This window comes from Burkholderia sp. RF7-non_BP4, from assembly GCF_001521935.1.
Classification (GTDB): domain Bacteria; phylum Pseudomonadota; class Gammaproteobacteria; order Burkholderiales; family Burkholderiaceae; genus Burkholderia; species Burkholderia diffusa.
Genome location: NZ_LOTA01000034.1, coordinates 37,632 through 60,323 on the forward strand (window position 1 = coordinate 37,632; position 22,692 = coordinate 60,323).

At 66.5% G+C, this 22,692-nt stretch carries 20 protein-coding genes; 16 read left to right on the forward strand and 4 right to left on the reverse strand.

Going from position 1 to position 22,692, the window contains the following annotated elements; all coding sequences use genetic code 11:
* Positions 1-2: 2 nt before the first annotated feature.
* Genes WS49_RS33560 through map form a run of 3 tightly spaced genes read right to left on the reverse strand, consistent with a single transcriptional unit; the run spans position 3 to position 5,350 of the window.
* Positions 3-1,886 (reverse strand): pseudouridine synthase, encoded by a 1,884-nt coding sequence (locus tag WS49_RS33560; RefSeq protein ID WP_082725518.1) that lies wholly within the window; start codon positions 1,884-1,886, stop codon positions 3-5.
* Positions 1,887-1,902: 16 nt separating this feature from the next.
* Complete coding sequence (locus WS49_RS14005) at positions 1,903-4,479, reverse strand: [protein-PII] uridylyltransferase (protein ID WP_059529317.1); 2,577 nt, start codon at positions 4,477-4,479, stop codon at positions 1,903-1,905.
* 55 nt (positions 4,480-4,534) lie between these two features.
* Positions 4,535-5,350 (reverse strand): type I methionyl aminopeptidase, encoded by an 816-nt coding sequence (gene map, locus WS49_RS14010; RefSeq protein WP_012328760.1) that lies wholly within the window; start codon positions 5,348-5,350, stop codon positions 4,535-4,537.
* Positions 5,351-5,738: 388 nt separating this feature from the next.
* Between map and rpsB the strand changes: the two genes are divergently transcribed.
* The 16 genes from rpsB (at position 5,739) to WS49_RS14090 (ending at position 21,405) form a co-directional block, all read left to right on the forward strand.
* Positions 5,739-6,479, forward strand: coding sequence for a 30S ribosomal protein S2 (gene rpsB / locus WS49_RS14015; RefSeq protein WP_006483818.1), 741 nt, complete (start codon positions 5,739-5,741; stop codon positions 6,477-6,479).
* A 162-nt stretch (positions 6,480-6,641) separates the two neighbouring features.
* Positions 6,642-7,523: a translation elongation factor Ts gene (gene tsf / locus WS49_RS14020; protein WP_034188848.1), complete on the forward strand. Its 882-nt coding sequence runs from the start codon at positions 6,642-6,644 to the stop codon at positions 7,521-7,523.
* A gap of 156 nt (positions 7,524-7,679) precedes the next feature.
* Positions 7,680-8,393: a UMP kinase gene (gene pyrH / locus WS49_RS14025; protein WP_011885142.1), complete on the forward strand. Its 714-nt coding sequence runs from the start codon at positions 7,680-7,682 to the stop codon at positions 8,391-8,393.
* Positions 8,394-8,495: 102 nt separating this feature from the next.
* Complete coding sequence (frr, locus tag WS49_RS14030) at positions 8,496-9,056, forward strand: ribosome recycling factor (RefSeq protein ID WP_006752152.1); 561 nt, start codon at positions 8,496-8,498, stop codon at positions 9,054-9,056.
* Positions 9,057-9,105: 49 nt separating this feature from the next.
* Positions 9,106-9,888, forward strand: a complete 783-nt coding sequence (gene uppS / locus WS49_RS14035; RefSeq protein ID WP_006758563.1) for a polyprenyl diphosphate synthase — start codon at positions 9,106-9,108, stop codon at positions 9,886-9,888.
* Positions 9,882-10,703 carry a phosphatidate cytidylyltransferase gene (locus tag WS49_RS14040; RefSeq protein ID WP_059529320.1) on the forward strand — a complete coding sequence of 274 codons (822 nt, stop codon included), beginning with the start codon at positions 9,882-9,884 and terminating at the stop codon, positions 10,701-10,703. The genes uppS and WS49_RS14040 overlap by 7 nt, the downstream gene beginning before the upstream one ends.
* 15 nt (positions 10,704-10,718) lie before the next feature.
* Positions 10,719-11,915, forward strand: a complete 1,197-nt coding sequence (locus tag WS49_RS14045; protein ID WP_059529323.1) for a 1-deoxy-D-xylulose-5-phosphate reductoisomerase — start codon at positions 10,719-10,721, stop codon at positions 11,913-11,915.
* An 11-nt stretch (positions 11,916-11,926) separates the two neighbouring features.
* A complete protein-coding gene (rseP, locus tag WS49_RS14050; protein WP_059529326.1) occupies positions 11,927-13,315 on the forward strand; it encodes an RIP metalloprotease RseP in 1,389 nt (462 codons plus the stop codon).
* A gap of 64 nt (positions 13,316-13,379) precedes the next feature.
* Positions 13,380-15,686 carry an outer membrane protein assembly factor BamA gene (gene bamA / locus WS49_RS14055; protein WP_059529329.1) on the forward strand — a complete coding sequence of 769 codons (2,307 nt, stop codon included), beginning with the start codon at positions 13,380-13,382 and terminating at the stop codon, positions 15,684-15,686.
* A 64-nt stretch (positions 15,687-15,750) separates the two neighbouring features.
* A complete protein-coding gene (locus tag WS49_RS14060) occupies positions 15,751-16,248 on the forward strand; it encodes an OmpH family outer membrane protein (RefSeq protein ID WP_059529330.1) in 498 nt (165 codons plus the stop codon).
* Between the two features lie 16 nt (positions 16,249-16,264).
* Positions 16,265-17,359, forward strand: a complete 1,095-nt coding sequence (gene lpxD / locus WS49_RS14065) for a UDP-3-O-(3-hydroxymyristoyl)glucosamine N-acyltransferase (RefSeq protein WP_059529333.1) — start codon at positions 16,265-16,267, stop codon at positions 17,357-17,359.
* Between the two features lie 129 nt (positions 17,360-17,488).
* Positions 17,489-17,956, forward strand: coding sequence for a 3-hydroxyacyl-ACP dehydratase FabZ (fabZ, locus tag WS49_RS14070; protein ID WP_006495559.1), 468 nt, complete (start codon positions 17,489-17,491; stop codon positions 17,954-17,956).
* A gap of 67 nt (positions 17,957-18,023) precedes the next feature.
* On the forward strand, positions 18,024-18,812 hold the full coding sequence (gene lpxA / locus WS49_RS14075; protein WP_059529336.1) for an acyl-ACP--UDP-N-acetylglucosamine O-acyltransferase: 789 nt from the start codon (positions 18,024-18,026) through the stop codon (positions 18,810-18,812).
* A gap of 3 nt (positions 18,813-18,815) precedes the next feature.
* Positions 18,816-19,985, forward strand: coding sequence for a lipid-A-disaccharide synthase (gene lpxB / locus WS49_RS14080; RefSeq protein WP_059529340.1), 1,170 nt, complete (start codon positions 18,816-18,818; stop codon positions 19,983-19,985).
* Positions 19,982-20,626, forward strand: a complete 645-nt coding sequence (rnhB, locus tag WS49_RS14085; RefSeq protein WP_059529342.1) for a ribonuclease HII — start codon at positions 19,982-19,984, stop codon at positions 20,624-20,626. The genes lpxB and rnhB overlap by 4 nt, the downstream gene beginning before the upstream one ends.
* Complete coding sequence (locus WS49_RS14090; RefSeq protein ID WP_059529345.1) at positions 20,623-21,405, forward strand: TrmH family RNA methyltransferase; 783 nt, start codon at positions 20,623-20,625, stop codon at positions 21,403-21,405. The genes rnhB and WS49_RS14090 overlap by 4 nt, the downstream gene beginning before the upstream one ends.
* A 119-nt stretch (positions 21,406-21,524) precedes the next feature.
* On the opposite strand, the gene ppsR is transcribed toward WS49_RS14090, so the two are convergent.
* Positions 21,525-22,340 (reverse strand): posphoenolpyruvate synthetase regulatory kinase/phosphorylase PpsR, encoded by an 816-nt coding sequence (gene ppsR / locus WS49_RS14095; protein WP_059450011.1) that lies wholly within the window; start codon positions 22,338-22,340, stop codon positions 21,525-21,527.
* Positions 22,341-22,692 lie beyond the last annotated feature (352 nt).

Sequence of the window (22,692 nt, forward strand, 5' to 3'; positions counted from 1 at the left end):
CGTCAGAACGACTCGTCAGCCGACAGATAGCGCCATTGCCCTTGCGGCAACGCGCCGAGCATCACGCGGCCCATCCGCACGCGTTTCAGGCCGATCACTTCGAGGCCGACCAGTTCGCACATGCGGCGGATCTGGCGCTTCTTGCCTTCGCGCAGCACGAAACGCAGCTGTTCGCCGTTCTGCCAGCTCACCATCGCGGGCTTCAGCGGGACGCCGTCGAGCTCGAGACCGTGGCGCAGCTTCGCGAGCGATTCCGCGGGGAAGTGCTGGTCGATGTCGATCAGCCGTTCGCCGAAGCGCACGCGCACCAGGTATTCCTTGTCGATGTCCGACTGCTCGCCGATCAGCTGCTTCGCGATCCGGCCGTTCTGCGTCAGCACGAGCAGGCCGGTCGAATCGATGTCGAGCCGCCCGGCCGGCGCGAGCGCATGCAGATGCTGCGGCGAGAAGCGCAGTTGCGAGCGGTCGCCGCTCCACTGGTTCGCGCGCGTGATCAGTACCGATGCCGGCTCGTAGCCGTCTTCGGCCTGACCCGACACGTAGCCGACCGGCTTGTGCAGCAGGATCGTCACCTGCGCGGCCTGCGCGGCGCTCGCGCGCTCGTCGATCTCGATCTTCTGGTCCGGGCGGACCTTGGTGCCGAGCGTGTCGATGCGTTCGCCGTCGACGAGCACCCAGCCCTTTTCGATCCACTCGTCCGCTTCGCGGCGCGAGCACAGGCCGAGTTCGGACATGCGCTTCGACAGGCGCATCAGGCCCGTTTCGTCGCCGTGGTCGACGTCGGCGGCGCGGCGCTTGACCGGTTGCGCGGTCTTCAGCGCGGCGCCGGTCGAGCGGCGTTCGGTGCCGCTACGTTCGTTGTCGCGTGCGGGGCGCGCCGGACGGTCGGACGACGTGCGGCGTTCGCCGAAGCTGCGCTTTTCGCCTGCACCGGCTGCCTTGTCGCGGTAGGGTGCGCGTGCAGCGCCTTCGACGCCTGCGCGGCGCGGGCGCGCATCGTCGTCATTGCGACGTGCCGGGCGGTCGGATGTCGTGCGGCGTTCGCCGAAGCTGCGCTTTTCGCCTGCGCCGGCTGCTTTGTCGCGGTAGGGCGCACGTGCGCCGCCTTCAGCGCCTGCGCGGCGCGGGCGCGTATCGTCGTCGCTGCGGCGAGCCGGGCGGTCGGACGACGTACGGCGTTCGCCGAAGCTGCGCTTTTCGCCTGTGCCGGCTGCCTTGTCGCGGTAGGGCGCACGTGCGCCACCTTCAGCGCTTGCGCGGCGCGGGCGCGTATCGTCGTCGCTGCGGCGAGCCGGGCGGTCGGAGGACGTACGGCGTTCGCCGAAGCTGCGCTTTTCGCCTGCGCCGGCTGCCTTGTCGCGGTAGGGGGCACGTGCAGCGCCTTCGGCGCCTGCGCGGCGCGGGCGCGCATCGTCGTCGCTGCGGCGAGCCGGGCGGTCGGAGGACGTGCGGCGTTCGCCGAAGCTGCGCCTTTCGCTTTCACCGGCTGCCTTGTCACGATAGGGCGCACGTGCGCCGCCTTCGGTACCCGCACGGCGCGGCCGCGCATCGGGCTTGCCGTCGGTGCCGCGATACGGACGGGCGTCGCCGCGTTCGGCGCGGCCGCCGGGCTTCGCGTCACTGCGATAGCCGCGCTCGGCGCCGCCGTCACGCGGCGCGCGCTTCGCCGGAGCGCGTTCCGCACCCGGGCCCTCCGCACCGCGCGGCTTGAACGCACGCTCGCCGGCGGCAGCCGGTGCGGCGGCCTTCTTCGGGCGCGGCGGCTTGTCGGCCGCGGCCGGTGCGGCGGGGCGCACCGCCTTGCGGGCGACGAGGCTGCCGGAGCGGACGGGTGCGCGGGTCGGCGACGCCGGCCGCGGATTCTTGACGGTCAATTTGGTGCGCATAAACGCTGGGATTCATTCAGACTGCGATCGCGCGCAGCAATTCGGTTTCGAGCTGGATCTGCAAGCGGTTGTCGGACAGGCCGGCACCGTCGAGCAGGAAGATGTCCTCGACGCGTTCGCCGAGCGTATTGATCCGCGCCGCGTGGACGCCGACCCGATGCTCGGCCAGGACGCGCGCGATCGAATAGAGAAGGCCCGGCCGGTCGTTGGCGGACACGGACAGGATGTAGTACTGACCGCGCTCGTCGGCCCGGAGGTCGACGCGCGGCGTAATCGGAAACGTCCGGGACAGCCGCGACAGGCGACCCTTGGACGGCTCAGGCAGTGACGCGGTTTCGGCAAGGCGCGTCGCGAGTTGCTGTTCGACGAGATTCGCGATGTCGCGGTAGCGCACGTCGCGTTCGGTCTGCGTGACGATGAAGTTGTCGAGCGCATAGCCGTGCCGCGTCGTGCTGACCCGCGCATCGAGCACCGACAGCCCGTTGCGGTCGAAGTACGCGCAAATGCCCGCGAACAGGTCGGGGCGGTCCTTCACGTACACGAGCACTTGCAGCGCGTCGCCGATCGGCGACGGCCGCGCGCGGACGATCGCAGTTTCGGCGTTCACGTGCCGGTACAACACGCGCGTCTGCCATGCGATGTCGGCCGCGTCGTGGCGCAGGAAAAAGCCGATGTCGAGCTGATCCCACAGCGCGCGGTGCGCGTCGTCGGGCACGGTCTCGAGGCGCAGCAGCGCGAGCGCCTGCTCCTGCCGCGACTTCAGTTCCGAATGCGCGTCGGGATTGGCGCCGCCGAGCACCGCCAGCGTGATCCGGTAGAGGTCTTCGAGGAGCTTGCCCTTCCACGTGTTCCACACCTTCGGGCTCGTGCCGCGGATATCGGCGACGGTCAGCAGGTAGAGCGCGGTGAGGTAGCGCTCGTTGCCGACGACTTCGGCGAAGCGCTTGATGACCTCCGGGTCGCTCGTGTCCTGCTTCTGCGCGACCTGGCTCATCGTCAGGTGATGCTGGACGAGCCACACGATCAGCGCCGCGTCGTCGCCGGCGATCCCGTGCTCGCGGCAGAAACGCCGCGCGTCGGCCATCCCGAGCGTCGAGTGATCGCCGCCGCGGCCCTTCGCGATGTCGTGGAACAACGCCGCGACATACAGCACCCACGGGCGCTCGAAATTGCCGATCAGCTGGCTGCAGAACGGGTACTCGTGCGCGTGCTCGGCCACCGCGAAGCGGCGAATGTTGCGCAACACCATCAGGATGTGCTGGTCGACCGTGTACACGTGGTAAAGGTCGTGCTGCATCTGGCCGACGATGCGGCGGAAATTCAGCAGATAGCGGCCGAGCACGCTCGTCTGGTTCATCAGCCGGAACGCATGCGTGATGCCTTCGGGCTGCTGCAGGATCTGCATGAACGTGCGGCGGTTCTGCGGATCGCGCCGCCACGTGTCGTTCATGATCTCGCGCGAGTTGTACAGCGCGCGCAGCGTGCGGGCGGACAGACCCTTCACGCCACGGGTCGCCTCGTATAGCAGGAACGCTTCGAGGATCGCGTCCGGATGGCGTTCGAACACGCCGTCGTCGACGATCTCGAGCATGCCCTGCTTCTCGACGAAGCGATCGGGCGACAGCACGCGCGTGATGCCGCTCGTCGCGGGAAACAGCTGCGCCTCGATGTTCTGGATCAGGATCGTCGCCAGCTGCGTGACCGCTTTCGCGGCCCAGTAGTAACGACGCATCAGTTGCTCGCTTGCGCGCTTGGCCTGCGTCGGCTGGTAGCCGAAGCTCTCGGCGGCCTGCGTTTGCAGGTCGAACACGAGCATGTCCTGGCGGCGGCCGGCGATCACGTGCAGCCGCGCGCGCAGCGTCTTCAGGAATCCTTCGTTGCGGCGCAGCTCGCGCGCCTCCCGATCGGTGATGAGGCCGCGCGTGTCGAGCTCGCGCCAGCTGCTGCCGAAGCCGGCCGCGCGCGCGATCCAGAGGATCGTCTGCAGGTCGCGCAACCCGCCCGGGCTTTCCTTCACGTTCGGCTCGAGGCTGTACGGCGTGTCCTGGAACTTCGCGTGGCGCTGGCGCATCTCGAGCACCTTCGCGGTGAAGAACGCGCGCGCGTCGAGCGCCTCGTGATACCGCACGGTGAAGCGCTCGAACAGCGCGGTGCTGCCGACGATGCGGCGCGCCTCGAGCAGTGAGGTCTGCACGGTGACGTCCTGCGATGCTTCCTCGATGCATTGGGCGACCGTGCGCACGCTGCTGCCGATCTCGAGGCCGAGATCCCATGCCATCCCGATGAAGCGCTCGATGCGTGCGTCGAGCGCCGCGTCGTGCGCATCGGGCAGCAGCACGAGGATGTCGACGTCGGAGTAGGGCGCGAGCTCGCCGCGCCCGTAGCCGCCGACGGCGACGAGTGCGAGCGTCGCGGGCAGCCCGCAGTCGTCCCACACGCGCTTGAGCACGTCGTCGGTGAGTTTCGACAGTGCGTGCATCAGCGACGCGACGTTCGTCGCGCTGCGAAAGCGCTCGAGCATGTCGGCCTTGGCGGCCTTGAATTCGGCGCGCCGCGACAGCGCTTCGGGCGAGGGGGCGGCGTGAGCGCTCATGGGCGGGCCGTTCAGGTCAGCAGGTCAGGGGCGGGGCGGGTTGGCGCGGCGGCGCTCAGACCGCGGCGGCCGGTTGCGCGAACACCGGGCGCGCCGGCGTGCCGGCGGACACGGTCAGCACCTCGTAGCCCGTCTCGGTGACGAGCACCGTGTGCTCCCACTGCGCGGACAGGCTGCGGTCGCGCGTCTTGACCGTCCACTGGTCGGGCATCGTGCGGATATCGCGCTTGCCGGCGTTGATCATCGGCTCGATCGTGAAGATCATCCCGGCCTTCAGCTCGATGCCGGTGCCCGGACGGCCGTAGTGGACGACCTGTGGATCCTCGTGGAACACCGTGCCGATGCCGTGGCCGCAGTATTCGCGCACGACGCTGTAGCCCTGCGCTTCCGCATGCTTCTGGATCGCGTAGCCGATGTCGCCGAGGTGGGCGCCGGGCTTGACTTGGTCGATGCCGAGCCACATGCACTCGTAGGTGGTCTGTACGAGGCGTTTCGCGAGGATCGAGCCCTCTCCGACGATGAACATCCGGCTGGTGTCGCCGAAGTAGCCGTTCTTGATCACGGTGATGTCGATGTTCAGCGCGTCGCCGTTCTTGATCACCTTCTCGCCCGGAATGCCGTGGCAGATCACGTCGTTGACGGAGATGCAGGTGGCCTTCGGGTACGGCGGATAGCCGGGCGGCTGATAATTCAGCGGCGCGGGGATCGTGCCCTGCTCGTTGAGCATGAATTCGTGACAGAGCCGGTCGAGTTCGGCGGTCGTGACGCCCGCGACGACGTGCGGCGTGATGAAGTCGAGCACTTCGCTCGCGAGACGGCAGGCGACGCGCATCTCGGCGATGTCGTGTTCGTTTTTGAGCGTAATAGCCATCGAGGTATGCCTGGAATGCGGTGAATTGACGGATTATCGCACCTTATGGCGGGCCTCGCAGCCCCTGCCGGCGGTGCCGATGCGGGTTTTCGCGGATTGTCCGGCCGACTGCCGCGCGGCAAGCGAAAGTGCCGGGCGACTTGAGAGCCGACAAATCGGCGTGCTATACTCTCTGGCTAAGTCGACATCCAAATGCCGAACATGCCCGTCATCGGGCGGTGCAGGGCGGCATGGCGATGAAAGGCTTGCGGCACGGGCATTTTCGCACGTGCCGAATCGCAAGCCGGCGCAACCAGGGTGCCGGCCGCGCGGAACGAGGGTCCTTCGGGGCGCGTTCGCGCGGCGGTACGGCAGCCGGCTTAAGACCCAACCCTCGTGGAGAATTTACATGGCAGTCACGATGCGCCAAATGCTGGAAGCGGGTGTCCACTTCGGTCACCAGACCCGTTTCTGGAACCCGAAGATGGCTCCGTTCATTTTCGGTCACCGCAACAAGATTCACATCATCAACCTCGAAAAGACGCTGCCGATGTTCACGGACGCACAGAAGTACGTGCGCCAGCTGGCAGCGAACCGCGGCACGATCCTGTTCGTCGGCACGAAGCGTCAGTCGCGTGACACGATCGCCCAGGAAGCGCAGCGCGCGGGCATGCCGTACGTCAACGCACGCTGGCTCGGCGGCATGATGACCAACTTCAAGACGCTGAAGGTTTCGATCAAGCGCCTGAAGGACATGGAAGCGGCAGTCGAGGCAGGCGAGCTCGAGAAGATGAGCAAGAAGGAAGCGCTGCTGTTCGAACGCGAAATCGCCAAGCTGCAGAAGTCGATCGGCGGCGTGAAGGACATGGGCGGCATTCCGGACGCAATCTTCGTCGTCGACGTCGGCTACCACAAGATTGCCGTGACGGAAGCGAACAAGCTGGGCGTGCCGGTCATCGCCGTGGTCGATACGAACCACTCGCCGGAAGGTGTGGATTACGTGATCCCGGGTAACGACGACTCGAGCAAGGCAGTCGCGCTGTACGCCGAAGGCGTGGCCGACGCGATCCTGGAAGGCCGTGCGAACGCGGTCAACGAAGTGGTCCAGGCAGCGCGTGGCGACGACGAGTACGTCGAGGAAAACGCGTAACTGGCCCCGAGCCGGCGCAAAAAGGGGGCTCTCAACAGGCCCCCTTTTTTTAAGCTTGTGCGCCGGACCTGATCGCGCCGAATCGGCGCGGGTCCGGAAACGATTTTCGGCCGTTCGCGTCCAAGCGGGCGGCGTTGTGAATACAGACTCAAGGAGCGAATGATGGCGGCAATTACCGCAAGCATGGTGGCAGAACTGCGCGCAAAGACCGACGCACCGATGATGGAGTGCAAGAAGGCGCTGACGGAAGCCGACGGCGATCTGGCCAAGGCTGAAGAGCTGCTGCGCGTGAAGCTCGGCAACAAGGCGAGCAAGGCGGCATCGCGCGTGACGGCCGAAGGCGTCGTCGCATCGTTCGTCGGCGGCAACGCGGGCGCGCTGGTCGAACTGAACTGCGAAACCGACTTCGTCGCGAAGAACGACGACTTCCTCGCATTCTCGAAGACGGTCGCGGAACTCGTCGCGACGCAAAACCCGGCCGACGTGGCAGCGCTGTCGGCACTGCCGCTCGACGGCTCGACGGTCGACGCAGTGCGTCTGGCCCTGATCGGCAAGATCGGCGAGAACGTGTCGATCCGCCGTTTCGTCCGTTTCGAAACCGCGAACAAGATCGCAACGTACCTGCACGGCGCGCGTATCGGCGTGATCGTCGAGTACACGGGTGCGGAAGAGCAGGTCGGCAAGGACGTCGCGATGCACATCGCCGCGATGAAGCCGGTCGCGCTGTCGTCGGCCGACGTGCCGGCGGAGCTGATCGAGACGGAGCGCCGTGTTGCCGAGCAGAAGGCTGCCGAATCGGGCAAGCCGGCTGAAATCGTCGCGAAGATGGTCGACGGCAGCGTCCAGAAGTACCTGAAGGAAGTGTCGCTGCTGAACCAGACGTTCGTGAAGAACGACAAGCAGACGATCGAGCAGATGCTGAAGGCAGCGAATGCGGCAGTGCAGAAGTTCGCGCTGTTCGTCGTCGGCGAAGGCATCGAGAAGCGCCAGGACGACTTTGCCGCCGAAGTGGCCGCGCAAGTCGCAGCAGCAAAGCAGCAGTAAGCAGTCAGGCAGTATCCGCGGCGGGCGTCCGCTCCGCCGCGGCCGGCGGCGCCGCCGGCCGGCCGGGAACCCCCGTCCGACCGTCGGTGCTTGCCCGAATCAGTATTTCGCCCCTACAGTTCGTGGTTGTCATCCTCTCGTCGCTCGGAAGCCCCTATGTCCAATGCCTATAAACGCGTCCTCCTCAAACTCTCCGGCGAAGCGCTGATGGGCGACGATGCCTTCGGCATCAATCGCGCGACGATCGAGCGGATGGTGGCGGATATCGCCGAAGTCGTGGGTCTCGGCACGCAGCTCGCGGTCGTGATCGGCGGCGGTAACATTTTCCGCGGTGTCGCGGGCGGTGCGGCCGGCATGGACCGCGCGACGGCCGACTACATGGGGATGCTGGCGACGATGATGAACGCGCTGGCGCTGCAGGACGCGATGCGTCACGCCGGCATCGTCGCGCGCGTGCAGTCTGCGCTGCGCATGGACCAGGTCGTCGAGCCGTACATCCGGCCCCGCGCGATCCGCCAGCTCGAGGAAGGCAAGGTCGTGATCTTCGCGGCCGGCACGGGCAACCCGTTCTTCACGACGGACACGGCCGCCGCGCTGCGCGGTTCGGAAGTGGGCGCCGAGGTCGTATTGAAGGCGACCAAGGTCGATGGCGTATATTCTGCCGATCCGAAGAAGGATCCGTCGGCCACGCGCTACACGACGATCAGCTTCGACGAGGCGATCAGCCGCAATCTGCAGGTGATGGACGCGACGGCCTTCGCGCTGTGCCGCGACCAGAAGCTGCCGATCCGCGTGTTTTCGATCAACAAGCCGGGCGCGCTCAAGCGTATCGTGCTGGGCGAGGACGAAGGTACGCTCGTCCACGTGTAAACTCCCGCGGATGCGGGCAAGCGGCGTGGGTTGCCGGCCGCGGTGCGTGGCGCGCCGGGCAGGGCCCGCGTTCTTTGAAGGTTGGAAGGTTTGGAGGTTGAAATGAGTGTCGCTGATGTCAAGAAGGGCGTAGAGCAGAAGATGCAGCGCTCGATCGAAGCGTTCAAGAACGATCTGGCGAAGATCCGTACGGGCCGTGCGCATACCGGTCTGCTCGATCACGTGCAGGTCGACTACTACGGTTCGATGGTGCCGATCTCGCAGGTTGCGAACCTGACGCTCGTCGACGCACGCACGATCGGCGTGCAGCCGTGGGAAAAGAACATGGTCGCGAAGGTCGAGAAGGCCATCCGCGAAGCCGATCTCGGCCTGAACCCGGCGACGGCCGGCGACCTGATCCGCGTGCCGATGCCCGCGCTGACGGAAGAGCGCCGCCGCGAGCTGACCAAGGTTGTCAAGAGCGAAGGCGAAACGGCCAAGGTTGCGATCCGTAACCTGCGCCGCGACGCGAACGAAGCGCTCAAGAAGCTCGTGAAGGACAAGGAAATCTCGGAAGACGACGAGCGCCGTGCGAGCGACGACGTGCAGAAGCTGACCGACAAGCACGTTGCCGAAGTCGACAAGCTCGTGCAGAGCAAGGAAGCCGAGATCATGACGGTCTGACGACCGTCCTCGCGCGCCGCCTTCTTCCCGCATTACTGTCTCAACGGCCATGACCTATACCAGCTCTACCGTTCGCGTGCCTGACGTCGGCGCCGTGCCGCGTCATATCGCGATCATCATGGACGGCAACGGCCGTTGGGCGACCGAACGCCGCTTGCCGCGCGTCGCGGGGCACACCCGCGGCGTGGATGCCGTGCGGGCGGTGGTCGAAGGCTGCGCGCGCGCCGGCGTCGAATACCTGACGCTGTTCGCGTTCAGTTCCGAAAACTGGCGCCGGCCGAACGACGAAGTGTCGTTCCTGATGCGGCTGTTCATCACCGCGCTCGAGCGCGAGATCGGCAAGCTGCATGCGAACGGGATCCGCCTGCGGGTGGTGGGCGATCTCGAGCGCTTCGAGCCGCGCATCCGCGAACTGATCCGCCGTGCCGAAACCAAGACGGCGCGCAACACCCGTCTCACCCTGACGATCGCCGCGAACTACGGCGGCCGCTGGGACATCCTGCAGGCGACGAAGAAACTCGTCGAGCAGGCCGTGCGCGAGGGACGCGAGGTCGACGTGACCGAAGACGCGTTCGCGCCGCACCTGGCGATGGCCTATGCGCCGGAGCCCGATCTCTTCATCCGCACCGGCGGAGAGCAGCGCGTCAGCAATTTCCTGCTGTGGCAGCTCGCATACGCCGAATTCTATTTCACCGACAAATACTGGCCGGACTTCGACGGCGCGGCGCTGGCCGACGCGATCGCGTCGTATACCGAGCGCGAGCGCCGTTTCGGGCGCACCAGCGCGCAGCTCGAACCCCAATCGCAGAACGCCGATTCCCTTTCATGCTGAAGACCCGTGTGATCACGGCGGTCGTGATGCTGGCAGTGTTGCTGCCGGTGACGCTGTTCGCGCCGCTCGCCGCGTTCGGCGCGCTGATCGGCGTCGTGCTCGTGTTCGCCGCGTGGGAGTGGGCGCGCCTGCTCAAGCTCGGCGCGACCGGCTCGGTCGTCTACGCGATCGTCGCGGCGCTGGCGCTCGCGGCGACCGCGCCGCTCGGCGTCGAAGCCACTTCGTCCCGTCCCCTTTTCATGGCGGCCGGCGTGTTCTGGCTGCTGGTCGGCCCGTTCTCGCTGCGGCGCAAGCCGGAGCTCGCGGGCGGCGTGTGGCGGCCGTTCCTGCTCGCGGCCGGGCTCGTGGTGTTCGCGGCCTGCTGGCATGCGGTCGTCGCGGCGCGCGCGCAGGGCGTTGCGTTCGTGCTGTCGCTGCTTCTGGTCGTCTGGCTGGCCGATATCGGCGCATACTTCGCGGGCAAGGCCTTCGGAAAGCGTAAACTGGCCGTGACGATCAGTCCCGGCAAGAGCTGGGAAGGCGCGATCGGCGGCTGGTTCGCCGTGATGGTCGTCGCGGGTGTCGCGATGGCCGCGCACTGGTTCGAGCCGACCCTGTTTTCCGCATTCGCCGCGCGCTACGGGATGCCCGGCGCGTGGGCCGCGCTGACGCTGCTGGTCGTCTACAGCGTGATCGGCGACCTGTTCGAGTCGCTGCTCAAGCGTCAGGCGGGCGTGAAGGATTCGAGCGGCCTGCTGCCCGGTCACGGTGGCGTGCTCGACCGCGTCGACGCGCTGCTGCCGGTGCTGCCGCTCGCAATGCTGCTGCTTGGTTAAACCACTATTTCTGCTATGCAAAAACGTCTGACACTGCTCGGTTCCACGGGCTCGATCGGAGACAGCACGCTCGACGTGGTCGCCCGCCATCCCGAGCGTTTCTCGGTCTACGCGTTGACCGCGCACCGCAACGGCGACAAGCTCGTCGAGCAGTGCCTGCGCTTCGCACCCGAAATCGCGGTGGTCGGCGATGCGAGCACGGCCGCGCACGTCGAGGCGAAATTGCGCGCGGCGGGCAGCAAGACCACGGTGCTGTACGGGCCGCAGGCGCTCGTCGACGTGTCGAAGAGCGATGGCTGCGATACGGTCGTCGCCGCGATCGTCGGCGCGGCCGGCCTTGCGCCGAGCCTCGCGGCCGCGCGCGCCGGCAAGCGCATCCTGCTCGCGAACAAGGAATCGCTCGTGATGTCGGGCGCGATCTTCATGGACGCCGTGCGCGACCATGGCGCGATCCTGTTGCCGGTCGACAGCGAACACAACGCGATCTTCCAGTGCATGCCGCGCGACGAGAACGAGCACGGCGGGATCTCGAAGATCATCCTGACCGCGTCGGGCGGCCCGTTCCGCACGCGTGAGCCGGCCACGCTCGTCGACGTGACGCCGGACGAAGCATGCAAGCACCCGAACTGGGTGATGGGCCGCAAGATTTCCGTCGATTCCGCGACGATGATGAACAAGGGCCTCGAAGTCATCGAGGCGCACTGGATTTTCGGCCTGCCCGGCGACCGGATCGACGTGCTGATCCACCCGCAGAGCGTGATCCATTCGCTCGTGTCGTACCGCGACGGCTCGGTGCTCGCGCAGCTCGGCAACCCCGACATGCGCACGCCGATCGCGCACGCGCTCGCGTTCCCGGAGCGCGTCGACGCCGGTGTCGACCAGCTCGACCTCGCGCAGATCGCGCAGCTGTCGTTCGAGAAGCCCGACTACACGCGCTTCCCGTGCCTCGCACTCGCGCTGAAGGCGCTTGAGGAGGGCGGTATCGCGAGCGCCGCGTTGAACGCGGCGAACGAAATCGCGGTCGAAGCATTTCTCGAGCGCCGGATCGGCTTCATGGCGATCGCGGCGACGGTCGATGCGGTGCTCAACGCACTGCCGAACCGTAACCCGAACGGGCTCGAAGACGTCCTTGCGGCGGACGCCGAGGCACGCCGCCTCGCCGCCGAGATCATTGCGAAAGCGCCTGCGCCACGCGTGGAGCGCGCTGTCTGAATGAGGTGCTCATGAACGTGCTGGTCGAACTGATCGCGTTTGCGGTGGCGATCGGGGTGCTGGTCGTCGTGCATGAGTACGGACATTATCGCGTCGCGCGCTGGTGCGGCGTGAAGGTGCTGCGTTTCTCGATCGGTTTCGGCCAGCCCGTCGCGCGCTGGGTCAGCCGCAGGACGGGCACCGAATGGACGCTCTCGGCGTTGCCGCTCGGCGGTTACGTGAAGATGCTCGACGAGCGCGAGCCGGGGGCGGGCGTCAAGCCCGAGGAACTCGATCAGGCGTTCAACCGGCAATCGGTGTTCAAGCGCATCGCGATCGTCGCCGCCGGCCCGATCGCGAACTTCCTGTTGGCAATCGTCCTGTTTTCCGTCGTATTCGCAACCGGTGTGACCGAGCCGGCCGCGGTGCTCGCGCCGCCGGCCGCCGGCACGGTGGCGGCCCACGCGGGCTTCGACGGCGGCGAGACGATCGTGTCGATCCGCGACGCGCGCGTAGGTGACGCGCAAGGTGGCGAGGCCGTGCCGGTGCGCTCGTGGTCGGACCTGCGCTGGAAGCTGCTGTCCGCCGCGTTCGATCATCGCGAGGTCGTGCTCGGCGCGCGCGACGGCGGCGCGTCGACGTTCGACTTCCGCGTCGACCTGCGCAATGTTCCCGAAAGCCAGCTCGACGACGATTTCATGATGCACCTGGGCTTCGAGACCGGCGGCGGCACGCTGTCGGTGGCGTCGGTGCAGCCCGGCAGCGCGGCCGAGCAGGCGGGCCTGAAGGCCGGCGACAAGCTGCTGGCGCTCGACGGCAATCCGATCGGCGGTGCATCGCGCTTCATCGACGCGGTGAAGCACCATGCGGGCCAGGCGGTCGAACTGCAGGTCGAGCGTGGCGGCGCCGCCCGGACGGTGTCGATCGTGCCGCAAGCGCAGCGCGACGATGAAACGGGGCAGCAGATCGGCCGCATCGGCGCGGCGCTGTCGATGCACACGCCGTCGGTCGACGTGCGCTATGGGCCGATCGAGAGTTTGCGGCTCGGCGCGCACCGCACGTGGGACATTGCGGTTTACTCGCTGAAGATGTTCGGACGGATGATCACGGGCGATGCGTCGCTGAAGAATCTGTCCGGCCCGGTGACGATCGCCGACTACGCCGGCAAGAGCGCGCGGCTCGGTCCGTCGGCCTTCCTGTCGTTCCTCGCCCTTGTCAGCATTAGCCTCGGGGTGCTGAACTTGCTGCCGATTCCCGTTTTGGACGGGGGGCATCTGTTATATTATCTGGTTGAAGCCGCGACCGGGAAAGCCGTCTCGGAGCGTTGGCAGCTGATTCTGCAAAGAGCCGGGTTGATCTGCATCGTCGCGTTGTCGGCGATCGCGCTGTTCAACGACCTGGCTCGGTTAATCCATTTCTGAAGCGTCAGGCGGCGGCCAGTCGGCCGCCGCCTGATTTGATGCAGCTAAATATTGGGGATGCACGTTGTTCAAACCTCATCGCTTTGTACCTAAGACAGTTGCAGCGGCCGCGCTCGCCGCGCACGGCCTCGCGGCGCATGCAGCGGCACCGTTCGTGGTGCAAGACATCAAGATCGAGGGGTTGCAGCGCGTCGAAGCGGGTTCGGTGTTCGCCTACCTGCCGATCAAGCAGGGCGATACCTTCACCGACGACAAGGCATCCGAAGCAATCCGCGCGCTGTACGCCACGGGTTTCTTCAACGACGTGCGCATTGCCACCCAGGGCAACGTCGTGATCGTGCAGGTGCAGGAGCGTCCGGCCATCGCGTCGATCGACTTCACCGGCACGAAGGAATTCGACAAGGACAACCTGACGAAGGCGCTGCGCGCGGTGGGCCTGGCCGACGGCCGCTACTACGACAAGGCGCTCGTCGACAAGGCGGAGCAGGAGCTCAAGCGTCAGTACCTGACGCGCGGCTTCTATGCGGCCGAGGTCAAGACGACGGTCACGCCGGTCGACGCGAACCGCGTGTCGATCCTGTTCGCGGTCGCCGAAGGCCCGAGCGCGAAGATCCGCCAGATCAACTTCATCGGCAACAAGGCGTTCAGCACGAGCGCGCTGCGCGACGAGATGCAGCTGTCGACGCCGAACTGGTTCTCCTGGTACACGAAGAACGACCTGTACTCGAAGGAAAAGCTCACGGGCGACCTCGAGGCCGTGCGCTCGTACTACCTGAACCGCGGCTACCTCGAGTTCAACATCGAGTCGACCCAGGTGTCGATCTCGCCCGACAAGAAGGACATGTACCTGACGGTCACGCTGCACGAAGGCGAGCCGTACACGGTGTCGGGCATCAAGCTGTCGGGCAACCTGCTCGATCGCGAAGCCGAACTGAACAAGCTGATCAAGATCAAGCCGGGCGATCGCTTCTCGGCCGAAAAGCTGCAGCAAACGACGAAGTCGATCGTCGACAAGCTCGGCGAATACGGCTATGCGTTCGCGACCGTCAACGCGCAGCCGGACATCGACCAGGCAAACCACAAGGTGAACCTGAATCTCGTCGTCGATCCGAGCCGCCGCGTGTACGTGCGCCGCATCAACGTGGTCGGCAACACGCGTACGCGTGACGAAGTCGTGCGCCGCGAAATGCGCCAGCTCGAAAGCTCGTGGTTCGATTCGAACCGCCTCGCGCTGTCGAAGGACCGCGTGAACCGTCTCGGCTACTTCACCAACGTCGACGTGACGACGGTGCCCGTCGAAGGCACGAACGACCAGGTCGACGTGAACGTGAAGGTCGATGAAAAGCCGACCGGCGCGATCACGCTGGGCGCGGGCTTCTCGTCGACGGACAAGGTGGTGCTGTCGGCCGGCGTGTCGCAGGACAACGTGTTCGGCTCGGGCACGAGCCTGTCGGTGAACGTCAACACCGCGAAGAGCTACCGCACGCTGACCGTCACGCAGGTCGACCCGTACTTCACGGTCGACGGCATCAAGCGGATCACGGACGTCTACTACCGCACGTACCAGCCGCTCTACTATTCGACGAGCTCGAGCTTCCGGATCATCAGCGCGGGCGGCAACCTGAAGTTCGGCATTCCGTTCTCGGAAGTCGATACGGTCTACTTCGGCGCGGGCTTCGAGCAGAACCGTCTCGATACTGACGACAACACGCCGGCGAGCTACAAGGCGTATGTCAACGAGTTCGGCCGCGTGTCGAACACGGTGCCGCTGACGGTCGCGTGGTCGCGCGACGCGCGTGACAGCGCGCTGATCCCGAGCCGCGGCTACTTCACGCAGGCGAACGTCGAATACGGCGTGCCGGTCGGCAAGATCCAGTACTACAAGGCCGACCTGCAGGCGCAGTACTACTATTCGTTCTCGCGCGGCTTCATCCTGGGCCTGAACCTGCAAGGCGGTTACGGCAACGGTATCGGCAACCCGTACCCGATCTTCAAGAACTACTATGCGGGCGGTATCGGCTCCGTGCGTGGCTACGAGCCGAGCTCGCTGGGCCCGCGCGACACGAAGACGAACGACCCGATCGGCGGTTCGAAGATGTTGGTCGGCAACATCGAGCTGACGTTCCCGCTGCCGGGTACCGGCTACGACCGCACGCTGCGCGTGTTCACGTTCCTCGACGGCGGTAACGTGTGGGGCAACGCGCCGGGCGGTACGAGTACCGGCGCGAACGGCCTGCGTTACGGCTACGGTGTGGGTCTCGCGTGGATCTCGCCGATCGGCCCGCTGAAGCTGAGCCTCGGCTTCCCGCTGCAGAAGCATGAAGGCGACCAGTACCAGAAATTCCAGTTCCAGATCGGGACGGCGTTCTGATCGAACGCATGACAACAGCAACGAGAGGGTAATTTTGCTAACCGGTAAGTTTTCGAAACGAGTGATGTGTGCGCTGACCGTTGCGCTGGCCTTGGGCGCGGCGACGGCACATGCTCAGGACGTCGCCCGCATCGCGGCGGTCAATTCGGATCGGATCCTGCGCGAGTCCGCGCCCGCCAAGGCGGCGCAGACGAAGCTCGAAGCCGAGTTCGCGAAGCGCGACAAGGATCTGCAGGACCTCGCCGCGCGTCTGAAGTCGATGTCCGATTCGCTGGACAAGAACGGCCCGTCGCTGTCGGCGGCCGATCGCGCACAGAAGCAGCGCGATCTCGCGCAGCTCGATACCGACTTCCAGCGCAAGCAGCGCGAGTTTCGCGAGGACCTGAACCAGCGCCGCAACGAGGAACTCGCGGCGGTGCTGGAGCGTGCGAACAAGGTCATCAAGCAGATCGCCGAGCAGCAGAATTACGACCTGATCGTGCAGGAAGCCGTGTACGTCAGCCCGCGCATCGACATCACCGACAAGGTGCTCAAGGCGCTCGCGTCCGGCTCGACGAACTGAACGGAGCAGACGACGAATGGCATTGACGCTTGAGGCACTCGTAAAGCGGTTCGGCGGCGAGATCGTCGGCGACGCCCAGTGCAAGGTGGGCGGCCTCGCGCCGCTCGACCAGGCAGGCCCTCAGCAACTCGCGTTTCTCGCGAATCCGAAGTACCTGTCGCAGGTCGAGACGACCCGCGCCGGCGCGGTGCTGATCGCGCCGAAGGATCTCGAAAAGCTGGGTGCGGCCGCTGATGGCCGGACGGCCGGCTCCCGCAATTTCATCGTGACGCCGAATCCGTACGCGTACTTCGCGCGCGTCGCGCAGATGTTCATCGATCTCGCCACGCCGCCGCGCGCGGCCGGCGTGCATCCGAGCGCGACGATCGATCCGGCCGCGCAGGTGGCCGCGAGCGCGGTGATCGGTCCGCACGTGACGATCGAGGCCGGCGCGGTGATCGAGGACGGCGTGCAGCTCGACGCGAACGTGTTCGTGGGGCGCGGCACGACGATCGGCGCGGGTTCGCACCTGTATCCGAACGCATCGGTGTACCACGGCTGCAAGATCGGCCCGCGCGCGATCATCCATTCGGGTGCCGTGATCGGTTCCGACGGGTTCGGCTTCGCGCCGGATTTCGTCGGCGACGGCGAGGCGCGCACCGGCAGCTGGGTCAAGATTCCGCAGGTCGGCGGCGTGTCGATCGGCCCGGATGTCGAGATCGGCGCGAACACGACGATCGATCGCGGCGCGATGGCGGACACCGTCATCGAGGAATGCGTGAAGATCGACAACCAGGTGCAGATCGCCCACAACTGCCGGATCGGCGCCTACACGGTGATCGCCGGCAAGGCGGGCATCGCGGGCAGCACGACGATCGGCCGCCACTGCATGATCGGCGGCGCGGCCGGGATCGCCGGCCACGTGACGCTTGGCGACTATGTCATCATCACCGCGAATTCGGGCGTGTCGAAGTCGCTGCCGAAGGCAGGCATCTACACGAGCGCGTTCCCGGCCGTCGACCACGGCGAATGGAACAAGAGCGCCGCGCTCGTGCGCAACCTCGACAAGCTGCGCGACCGCATCAAGGCGCTCGAAACCGCGCTGGCCGCCCAGGGCGGCACGGACGCCTGACCGCACCATGCGAGACCACGAACCGGGCACCGCCAGCGCATCCGGCCCGGTTTGCCAGACTGGGCCGCGCGGCGGCCCGCTTCAGCCTTTGCATCACCACCGCGCAGCTTCTGCGTGAGACGAACCATCATGAGCACTGAAAAAATCAATCTCGACATCCACAAGATCCTCACGCTGCTGCCGCATCGCTACCCGATTCTGCTCGTCGATCGCGTGCTCGAACTCGAGCCGCACAAGGGAATCAAAGCGCTGAAGAACGTGTCGATCAACGAGCCGTTCTTCCAGGGGCACTTCCCGAAGCGGCCGGTGATGCCGGGTGTGCTGATCCTCGAGGCGCTCGCTCAGGCGGCCGCGCTGCTGACGTTCGCGGAAGAGCAGCCGAAGGATCCGGAGAACACGCTGTACTACTTCGTCGGCATCGACGGCGCACGCTTCAAGCGTGTGGTCGAACCGGGCGACCAGCTGATTCTGAACGTGACGTTCGAACGCTACATCCGCGGCATCTGGAAGTTCAAGGCGGTGGCGGAAGTGGACGGCAAGGTGGCGGCGGAAGCCGAATTGATGTGCACGGTCAAGACGGCCGACGCGGCGCCCTGAGCGACGCGGCACGCATGGGTAACATAACGCGAGCAACGCGACACATCACATCGAGAGGCAACGGCGCATGACCAGGATTCATCCTACCGCGATCGTCGAACCGGGTGCGCAGATCGACGAGTCCGTCGAGATCGGGCCGTATGCGATCGTCGGGCCGCACGTCACGATCGGCGCGCGTACGACGATCGGTTCGCACAGCGTGATCGAAGGTCACACGACGCTCGGCGAGGACAACCGCATCGGCCATTACGCGTCGGTCGGCGGCCGTCCGCAGGACATGAAGTACAAGGACGAGCCGACGAAGCTCGTGATCGGCAACCGCAACACGATCCGCGAATTCACGACGATCCACACCGGCACCGTGCAGGACGTCGGCGTGACGACGCTCGGCGACGACAACTGGATCATGGCCTATGTGCACATCGGTCATGACTGCCGCGTCGGCAACAACGTGATCCTGTCGAGCAACGCGCAGATGGCCGGTCATGTCGAGATCGGCGACTTTGCGATCGTCGGCGGGATGTCGGGCGTGCACCAGTTCGTGCGCATCGGTGCGCACTCGATGCTGGGCGGCGCCTCGGCGCTCGTGCAGGACGTGCCGCCGTTCGTGATCGCGGCCGGCAACAAGGCCGAACCGCACGGCATCAACGTCGAAGGCTTGCGCCGGCGCGGTTTCTCGCCCGACGCGATCTCGGCGCTGCGCAGCGCGTACCGCCTGCTGTACAAGAACGGCCTGTCGCTCGAGGAAGCGAAGGTGCAGTTGCGCGAATTGGCGGCCGCGGGCGGCGAAGGCGACGCAGCTGTTGGCGCGCTCGTCGCGTTCATCGACGCGTCCCAACGCGGCATCATCCGCTAAGCGATGTCGCTCCCGACCAATCAGCTCCGGCTCGCGATGGTGGCCGGCGAGCCGTCGGGCGATCTGCTCGCGGCGTCGCTGCTCGGCGGGCTTCAAGCGCGGCTGCCCGCGTCGACCCGCTACTACGGGATCGGCGGGCAGCGGATGCTCGCGCACGGCTTCGACTCGCACTGGCAGATGGACAAGCTGACGGTGCGCGGCTACGTCGAGGCGCTGGGCCAGATTCCCGAAATCCTTCGGATTCGCGGCGAACTGAAGCGCCAGCTGCTCGCGGAGCGGCCCGATGCATTCATCGGCGTCGACGCGCCCGATTTCAACTTCAACGTGGAGCAGGCCGCGCGCGACGCGGGCATCCCGTCGATCCACTTCGTGTGCCCGTCGATCTGGGCATGGCGCGGGGGGCGGATCAAGAAGATCGCGAAGTCCGTCGACCACATGCTGTGCCTGTTCCCGTTCGAACCGGCGATCCTCGACAAGGCGGGCGTCGCGTCGACGTATGTCGGCCACCCGCTGGCCGACGAGATTCCGCTCGAGCCCGACACGCATGGCGCGCGCATCGCGCTGGGTTTGCCCGCGGACGGCCCCGTGATCGCGGTGCTGCCGGGCAGCCGTCGCTCGGAGATCGGGCTGATCGGCCCGACGTTCTTCGCGGCGATGGCGCTGATGCAGCAGCGCGAGCCCGGCGTGAGGTTCGTGATGCCGGCGGCGACGCCTGCGCTGCGCGAACTGCTGCAGCCGCTCGTCGACGCGCATCCGCAGCTTGCGCTGACGATCACCGACGGCCGCTCGCAGGTCGCGATGACGGCCGCCGACGCGATCCTCGTGAAGAGCGGCACCGTCACGCTGGAAGCCGCGCTGTTGAAGAAGCCGATGGTGATCTCGTACAAGGTGCCCTGGCTGACGGGGCAGATCATGCGCCGGCAGGGCTACCTGCCGTACGTCGGCTTGCCGAACATTCTGGCGGGGCGCTTCGTCGTGCCCGAGCTGCTGCAGCATTTCGCGACGCCCGAGGCGCTCGCCGATGCGACGCTCACGCAGCTGCGCGACGATGCGAACCGTCGCACGCTGACCGAAGTGTTTACCGAAATGCATCTCTCGCTGCGGCAGAACACGGCCGCGAAAGCGGCCGAAGCAGTCGTGCGTGTACTCGAGCAACGCAAGGGGCGCGCATGACGACCGCCCGTGCACCACGCCGCCGCGCGTCGACCGACGTGCAGGGCGGCTTCGACTTCAGCCGGCCCGACGAGATCGTCTGCGGCGTCGACGAAGCGGGCCGCGGCCCGCTCGCGGGGCCGGTGGTCGCCGCCGCGGTGATCCTCGATCCCGCGCAGCCGATCGACGGGCTCGACGATTCGAAGGCGTTGTCCGCGAAGAAGCGCGACGCGCTGTACGAGCTGATCGTCGCGCGCTCGCGCGCGTATTGCGTCGCTTCGGCGAGCGTCGACGAGATCGATACGCTCAACATCCTGCACGCAACGATGCTCGCGATGAAGCGGGCCGTCGAAGGCCTGTCGGTGCTGCCGACGCTCGCACAGATCGACGGCAACCGCTGTCCGACGCTGACGGTGCGTGCCGAGGCGATCGTCAGCGGCGACGCGCTCGTGCCGAGCATTTCCGCCGCATCGATCCTCGCGAAGGTCACGCGCGACCGCATGCTCGTCGACCTGCACGAGCGCTTCCCGGTATATGGCTTCAACGTGCATGCCGGCTACGGCACCGAGAAACATCTTGCCGCGCTGCGCGAGCACGGCCCGTGCGAAGCCCATCGGCGCTCCTTCGCGCCGGTGCGTGCGGCACTTGACCTGATTCGATGAAAAGCATTACTTCCCGCGACAACCCGCTGTACAAGCGCCTGAAGGCGCTCGCGGGTTCGACGTCCCAGCAGCGGCGGGGCGGTCAGGCGCTGCTCGAGGGTTTCCACCTCGCCAGCGCGTATCTCGATACGGGCGCGACACCCGAGCTGTGCGTCGCGACCGAAGGCGCGCTCGCGCACGACGAAGCCCAGGCGATCATCGCGCGCGTCGACGCGCAGCGGGTCGTCACGCTGCCCGACGCATTGTTCGGGCAACTGTCGAACGTGGTCAGCGGCGTCGGTTTCCTGTTGCTCGTCGACCGGCCCGCGCAGCCGCTGCCGGAGCGCGTCACGCACACGTCTGTCGTGCTCGACGGCGTGCAGGACGCCGGCAACGTCGGTTCGATCTTGCGCAGCGCGGCGGCCGCCGGCGTACGGCACGTATTCTGTGCGCCGGGCACCGCCTATGCGTGGTCGTCGAAGGTGCTGCGTTCGGCGATGGGCGCGCATTTCCTGCTGTCGATCCACGAGGACGTCGAGCCGGACGCGCTCGCCGCGCGTCTCGACGTGCCGGTCGCGCTGACCGATTCGCACGGCGCGCGGGCAGTCTACGACTGCGACCTGGCCGGGCCCGTCGCATGGGTGTTCGGCAACGAGGGCGCCGGCGTGTCGGCGTTCTGGCGCGACGCGGCCACGCATCGCGTAACGATCCCGCAGCCGGGCGGCATGGAGTCGCTGAACGTCGCGGCGGCGGCGGCGGTGTGTCTGTTCGAGCAGGTGCGGCAGCAGCGGCGCGCGTGACTGACGACGTGACGCACGGCGTTGCCCGCGCGCGTATCCCGACCATGAAAAAAGGCCGCGTTCGACGCGGCCTTTCTGCTTCTGGCGGCGGCCTGGCGGCCGCGCCGGCGGGCAAGTCGTCAGTACGACTGCCGGTCGAGACGGATTTCCTGCAGGATCGTCGTCGCGATCTCCTCGATCGACTTGTGCGTCGACGACAGCCATTTGATCCCTTCGCGACGCATCATCGCCTCGGCCTCGTTGATCTCGTAGCGGCAGTTCTCCGGCGCCGCGTACTTGCTGCCCGGGCGGCGCTCGTTGCGAATCTCCGACAGGCGTTGCGGGTCGATCGACAGGCCGAACAGCTTGTCGCGATGCGGCGACAGCGCCGACGGCAGCTTGCCGCGCTCGAAGTCTTCCGGAATCAGCGGATAGTTGGCTGCCTTCACGCCGTACTGCATCGCGAGATACAGGCTTGTCGGCGTCTTGCCGCTGCGCGACACGCCGACCAGGATCACGTCGGCCTCCGACAGGTTGCGGTTCGACTGGCCGTCGTCGTGCGCGAGCGAGAAGTTGATCGCCTCGATCCGCGTCTTGTATTCCTCCGTGTCGGCGTTCTGGTGGCCGCGACCCATCGCGTGGCTCGACTTCAGCTCCAGTTCCTGCTCGAGCGGCTCGACGAAGCGCTGGAACATGTCCAGCACGAGCGCGTTCGAGCGCTTGACGATGTCGTTCGACTCGCTGTCGACGAGCGTTGTGAACACGATCGCGCGGCGACCGTCGTGCACCGCGGCTTCGTTGATCTTCTCGACGGTCGCAAAGGCCTTGTCGAGCGAGTCGACGAACGGCAAGCGCACGAGGCGGAATTTCTGGTCGAACTGGGAGAGGATCGAGTGCGCGAAGGTTTCGGCAGTGATCCCGGTGCCGTCGGAGACGATGAAAACGGTAGGCAGCATGAATCTGGGCGTCGAACGTGAAGGGCGGTTGCGCGGGCGGCTGGAGGTTCGCCTCCAGACGCAGTGACAAGGTCGCGCCACATCCGGCAGCCGGCACGGTAGAATAGCGGCAACCTGTTGGATAAGCAATTGCGGGGGCAGGGTGCGAACGGCACCCCGGGCTTGCCGCGAGCGATCTAAAACTCCCGGCAAGTTCGGCGATTCGTCTGACTATATCGCCCTTCTGCCGGGATTTTTGCAAATCGGGTCGGAAGATTTTCCGCCGCTGCGATTGTTTCTCCAACAGGTTGCGCAAGACGCGCCGCGCCTTTTTGCAAGCGCCCGCGTCCGAGCCCACTTGCGCAATCGAGCA

Excerpts from the sequence above, each read along its gene's own strand:
- rseP (WP_059529326.1), top strand. The coding sequence starts at position 11,927 with ATGAACGTGCTGGTCGAACTGATCGCGTTTGCGGTGGCGATCGGGGTG.
- WS49_RS14045 (WP_059529323.1), top strand. The coding sequence starts at position 10,719 with ATGCAAAAACGTCTGACACTGCTCGGTTCCACGGGCTCGATCGGAGAC.
- WS49_RS33560 (WP_082725518.1), bottom strand. The coding sequence starts at position 1,886 with ATGCGCACCAAATTGACCGTCAAGAATCCGCGGCCGGCGTCGCCGACC.
- tsf (WP_034188848.1), top strand. The coding sequence starts at position 6,642 with ATGGCGGCAATTACCGCAAGCATGGTGGCAGAACTGCGCGCAAAGACC.
- rnhB (WP_059529342.1), top strand. The coding sequence starts at position 19,982 with ATGACGACCGCCCGTGCACCACGCCGCCGCGCGTCGACCGACGTGCAG.
- WS49_RS14040 (WP_059529320.1), top strand. The coding sequence starts at position 9,882 with ATGCTGAAGACCCGTGTGATCACGGCGGTCGTGATGCTGGCAGTGTTG.
- lpxD (WP_059529333.1), top strand. The coding sequence starts at position 16,265 with ATGGCATTGACGCTTGAGGCACTCGTAAAGCGGTTCGGCGGCGAGATC.
- ppsR (WP_059450011.1), bottom strand. The coding sequence starts at position 22,340 with ATGCTGCCTACCGTTTTCATCGTCTCCGACGGCACCGGGATCACTGCC.
- WS49_RS14005 (WP_059529317.1), bottom strand. The coding sequence starts at position 4,479 with ATGAGCGCTCACGCCGCCCCCTCGCCCGAAGCGCTGTCGCGGCGCGCC.
- lpxB (WP_059529340.1), top strand. The coding sequence starts at position 18,816 with ATGTCGCTCCCGACCAATCAGCTCCGGCTCGCGATGGTGGCCGGCGAG.
- rpsB (WP_006483818.1), top strand. The coding sequence starts at position 5,739 with ATGGCAGTCACGATGCGCCAAATGCTGGAAGCGGGTGTCCACTTCGGT.
- lpxA (WP_059529336.1), top strand. The coding sequence starts at position 18,024 with ATGACCAGGATTCATCCTACCGCGATCGTCGAACCGGGTGCGCAGATC.
- pyrH (WP_011885142.1), top strand. The coding sequence starts at position 7,680 with ATGTCCAATGCCTATAAACGCGTCCTCCTCAAACTCTCCGGCGAAGCG.
- frr (WP_006752152.1), top strand. The coding sequence starts at position 8,496 with ATGAGTGTCGCTGATGTCAAGAAGGGCGTAGAGCAGAAGATGCAGCGC.
- uppS (WP_006758563.1), top strand. The coding sequence starts at position 9,106 with ATGACCTATACCAGCTCTACCGTTCGCGTGCCTGACGTCGGCGCCGTG.
- fabZ (WP_006495559.1), top strand. The coding sequence starts at position 17,489 with ATGAGCACTGAAAAAATCAATCTCGACATCCACAAGATCCTCACGCTG.
- map (WP_012328760.1), bottom strand. The coding sequence starts at position 5,350 with ATGGCTATTACGCTCAAAAACGAACACGACATCGCCGAGATGCGCGTC.
- WS49_RS14060 (WP_059529330.1), top strand. The coding sequence starts at position 15,751 with ATGTGTGCGCTGACCGTTGCGCTGGCCTTGGGCGCGGCGACGGCACAT.
- WS49_RS14090 (WP_059529345.1), top strand. The coding sequence starts at position 20,623 with ATGAAAAGCATTACTTCCCGCGACAACCCGCTGTACAAGCGCCTGAAG.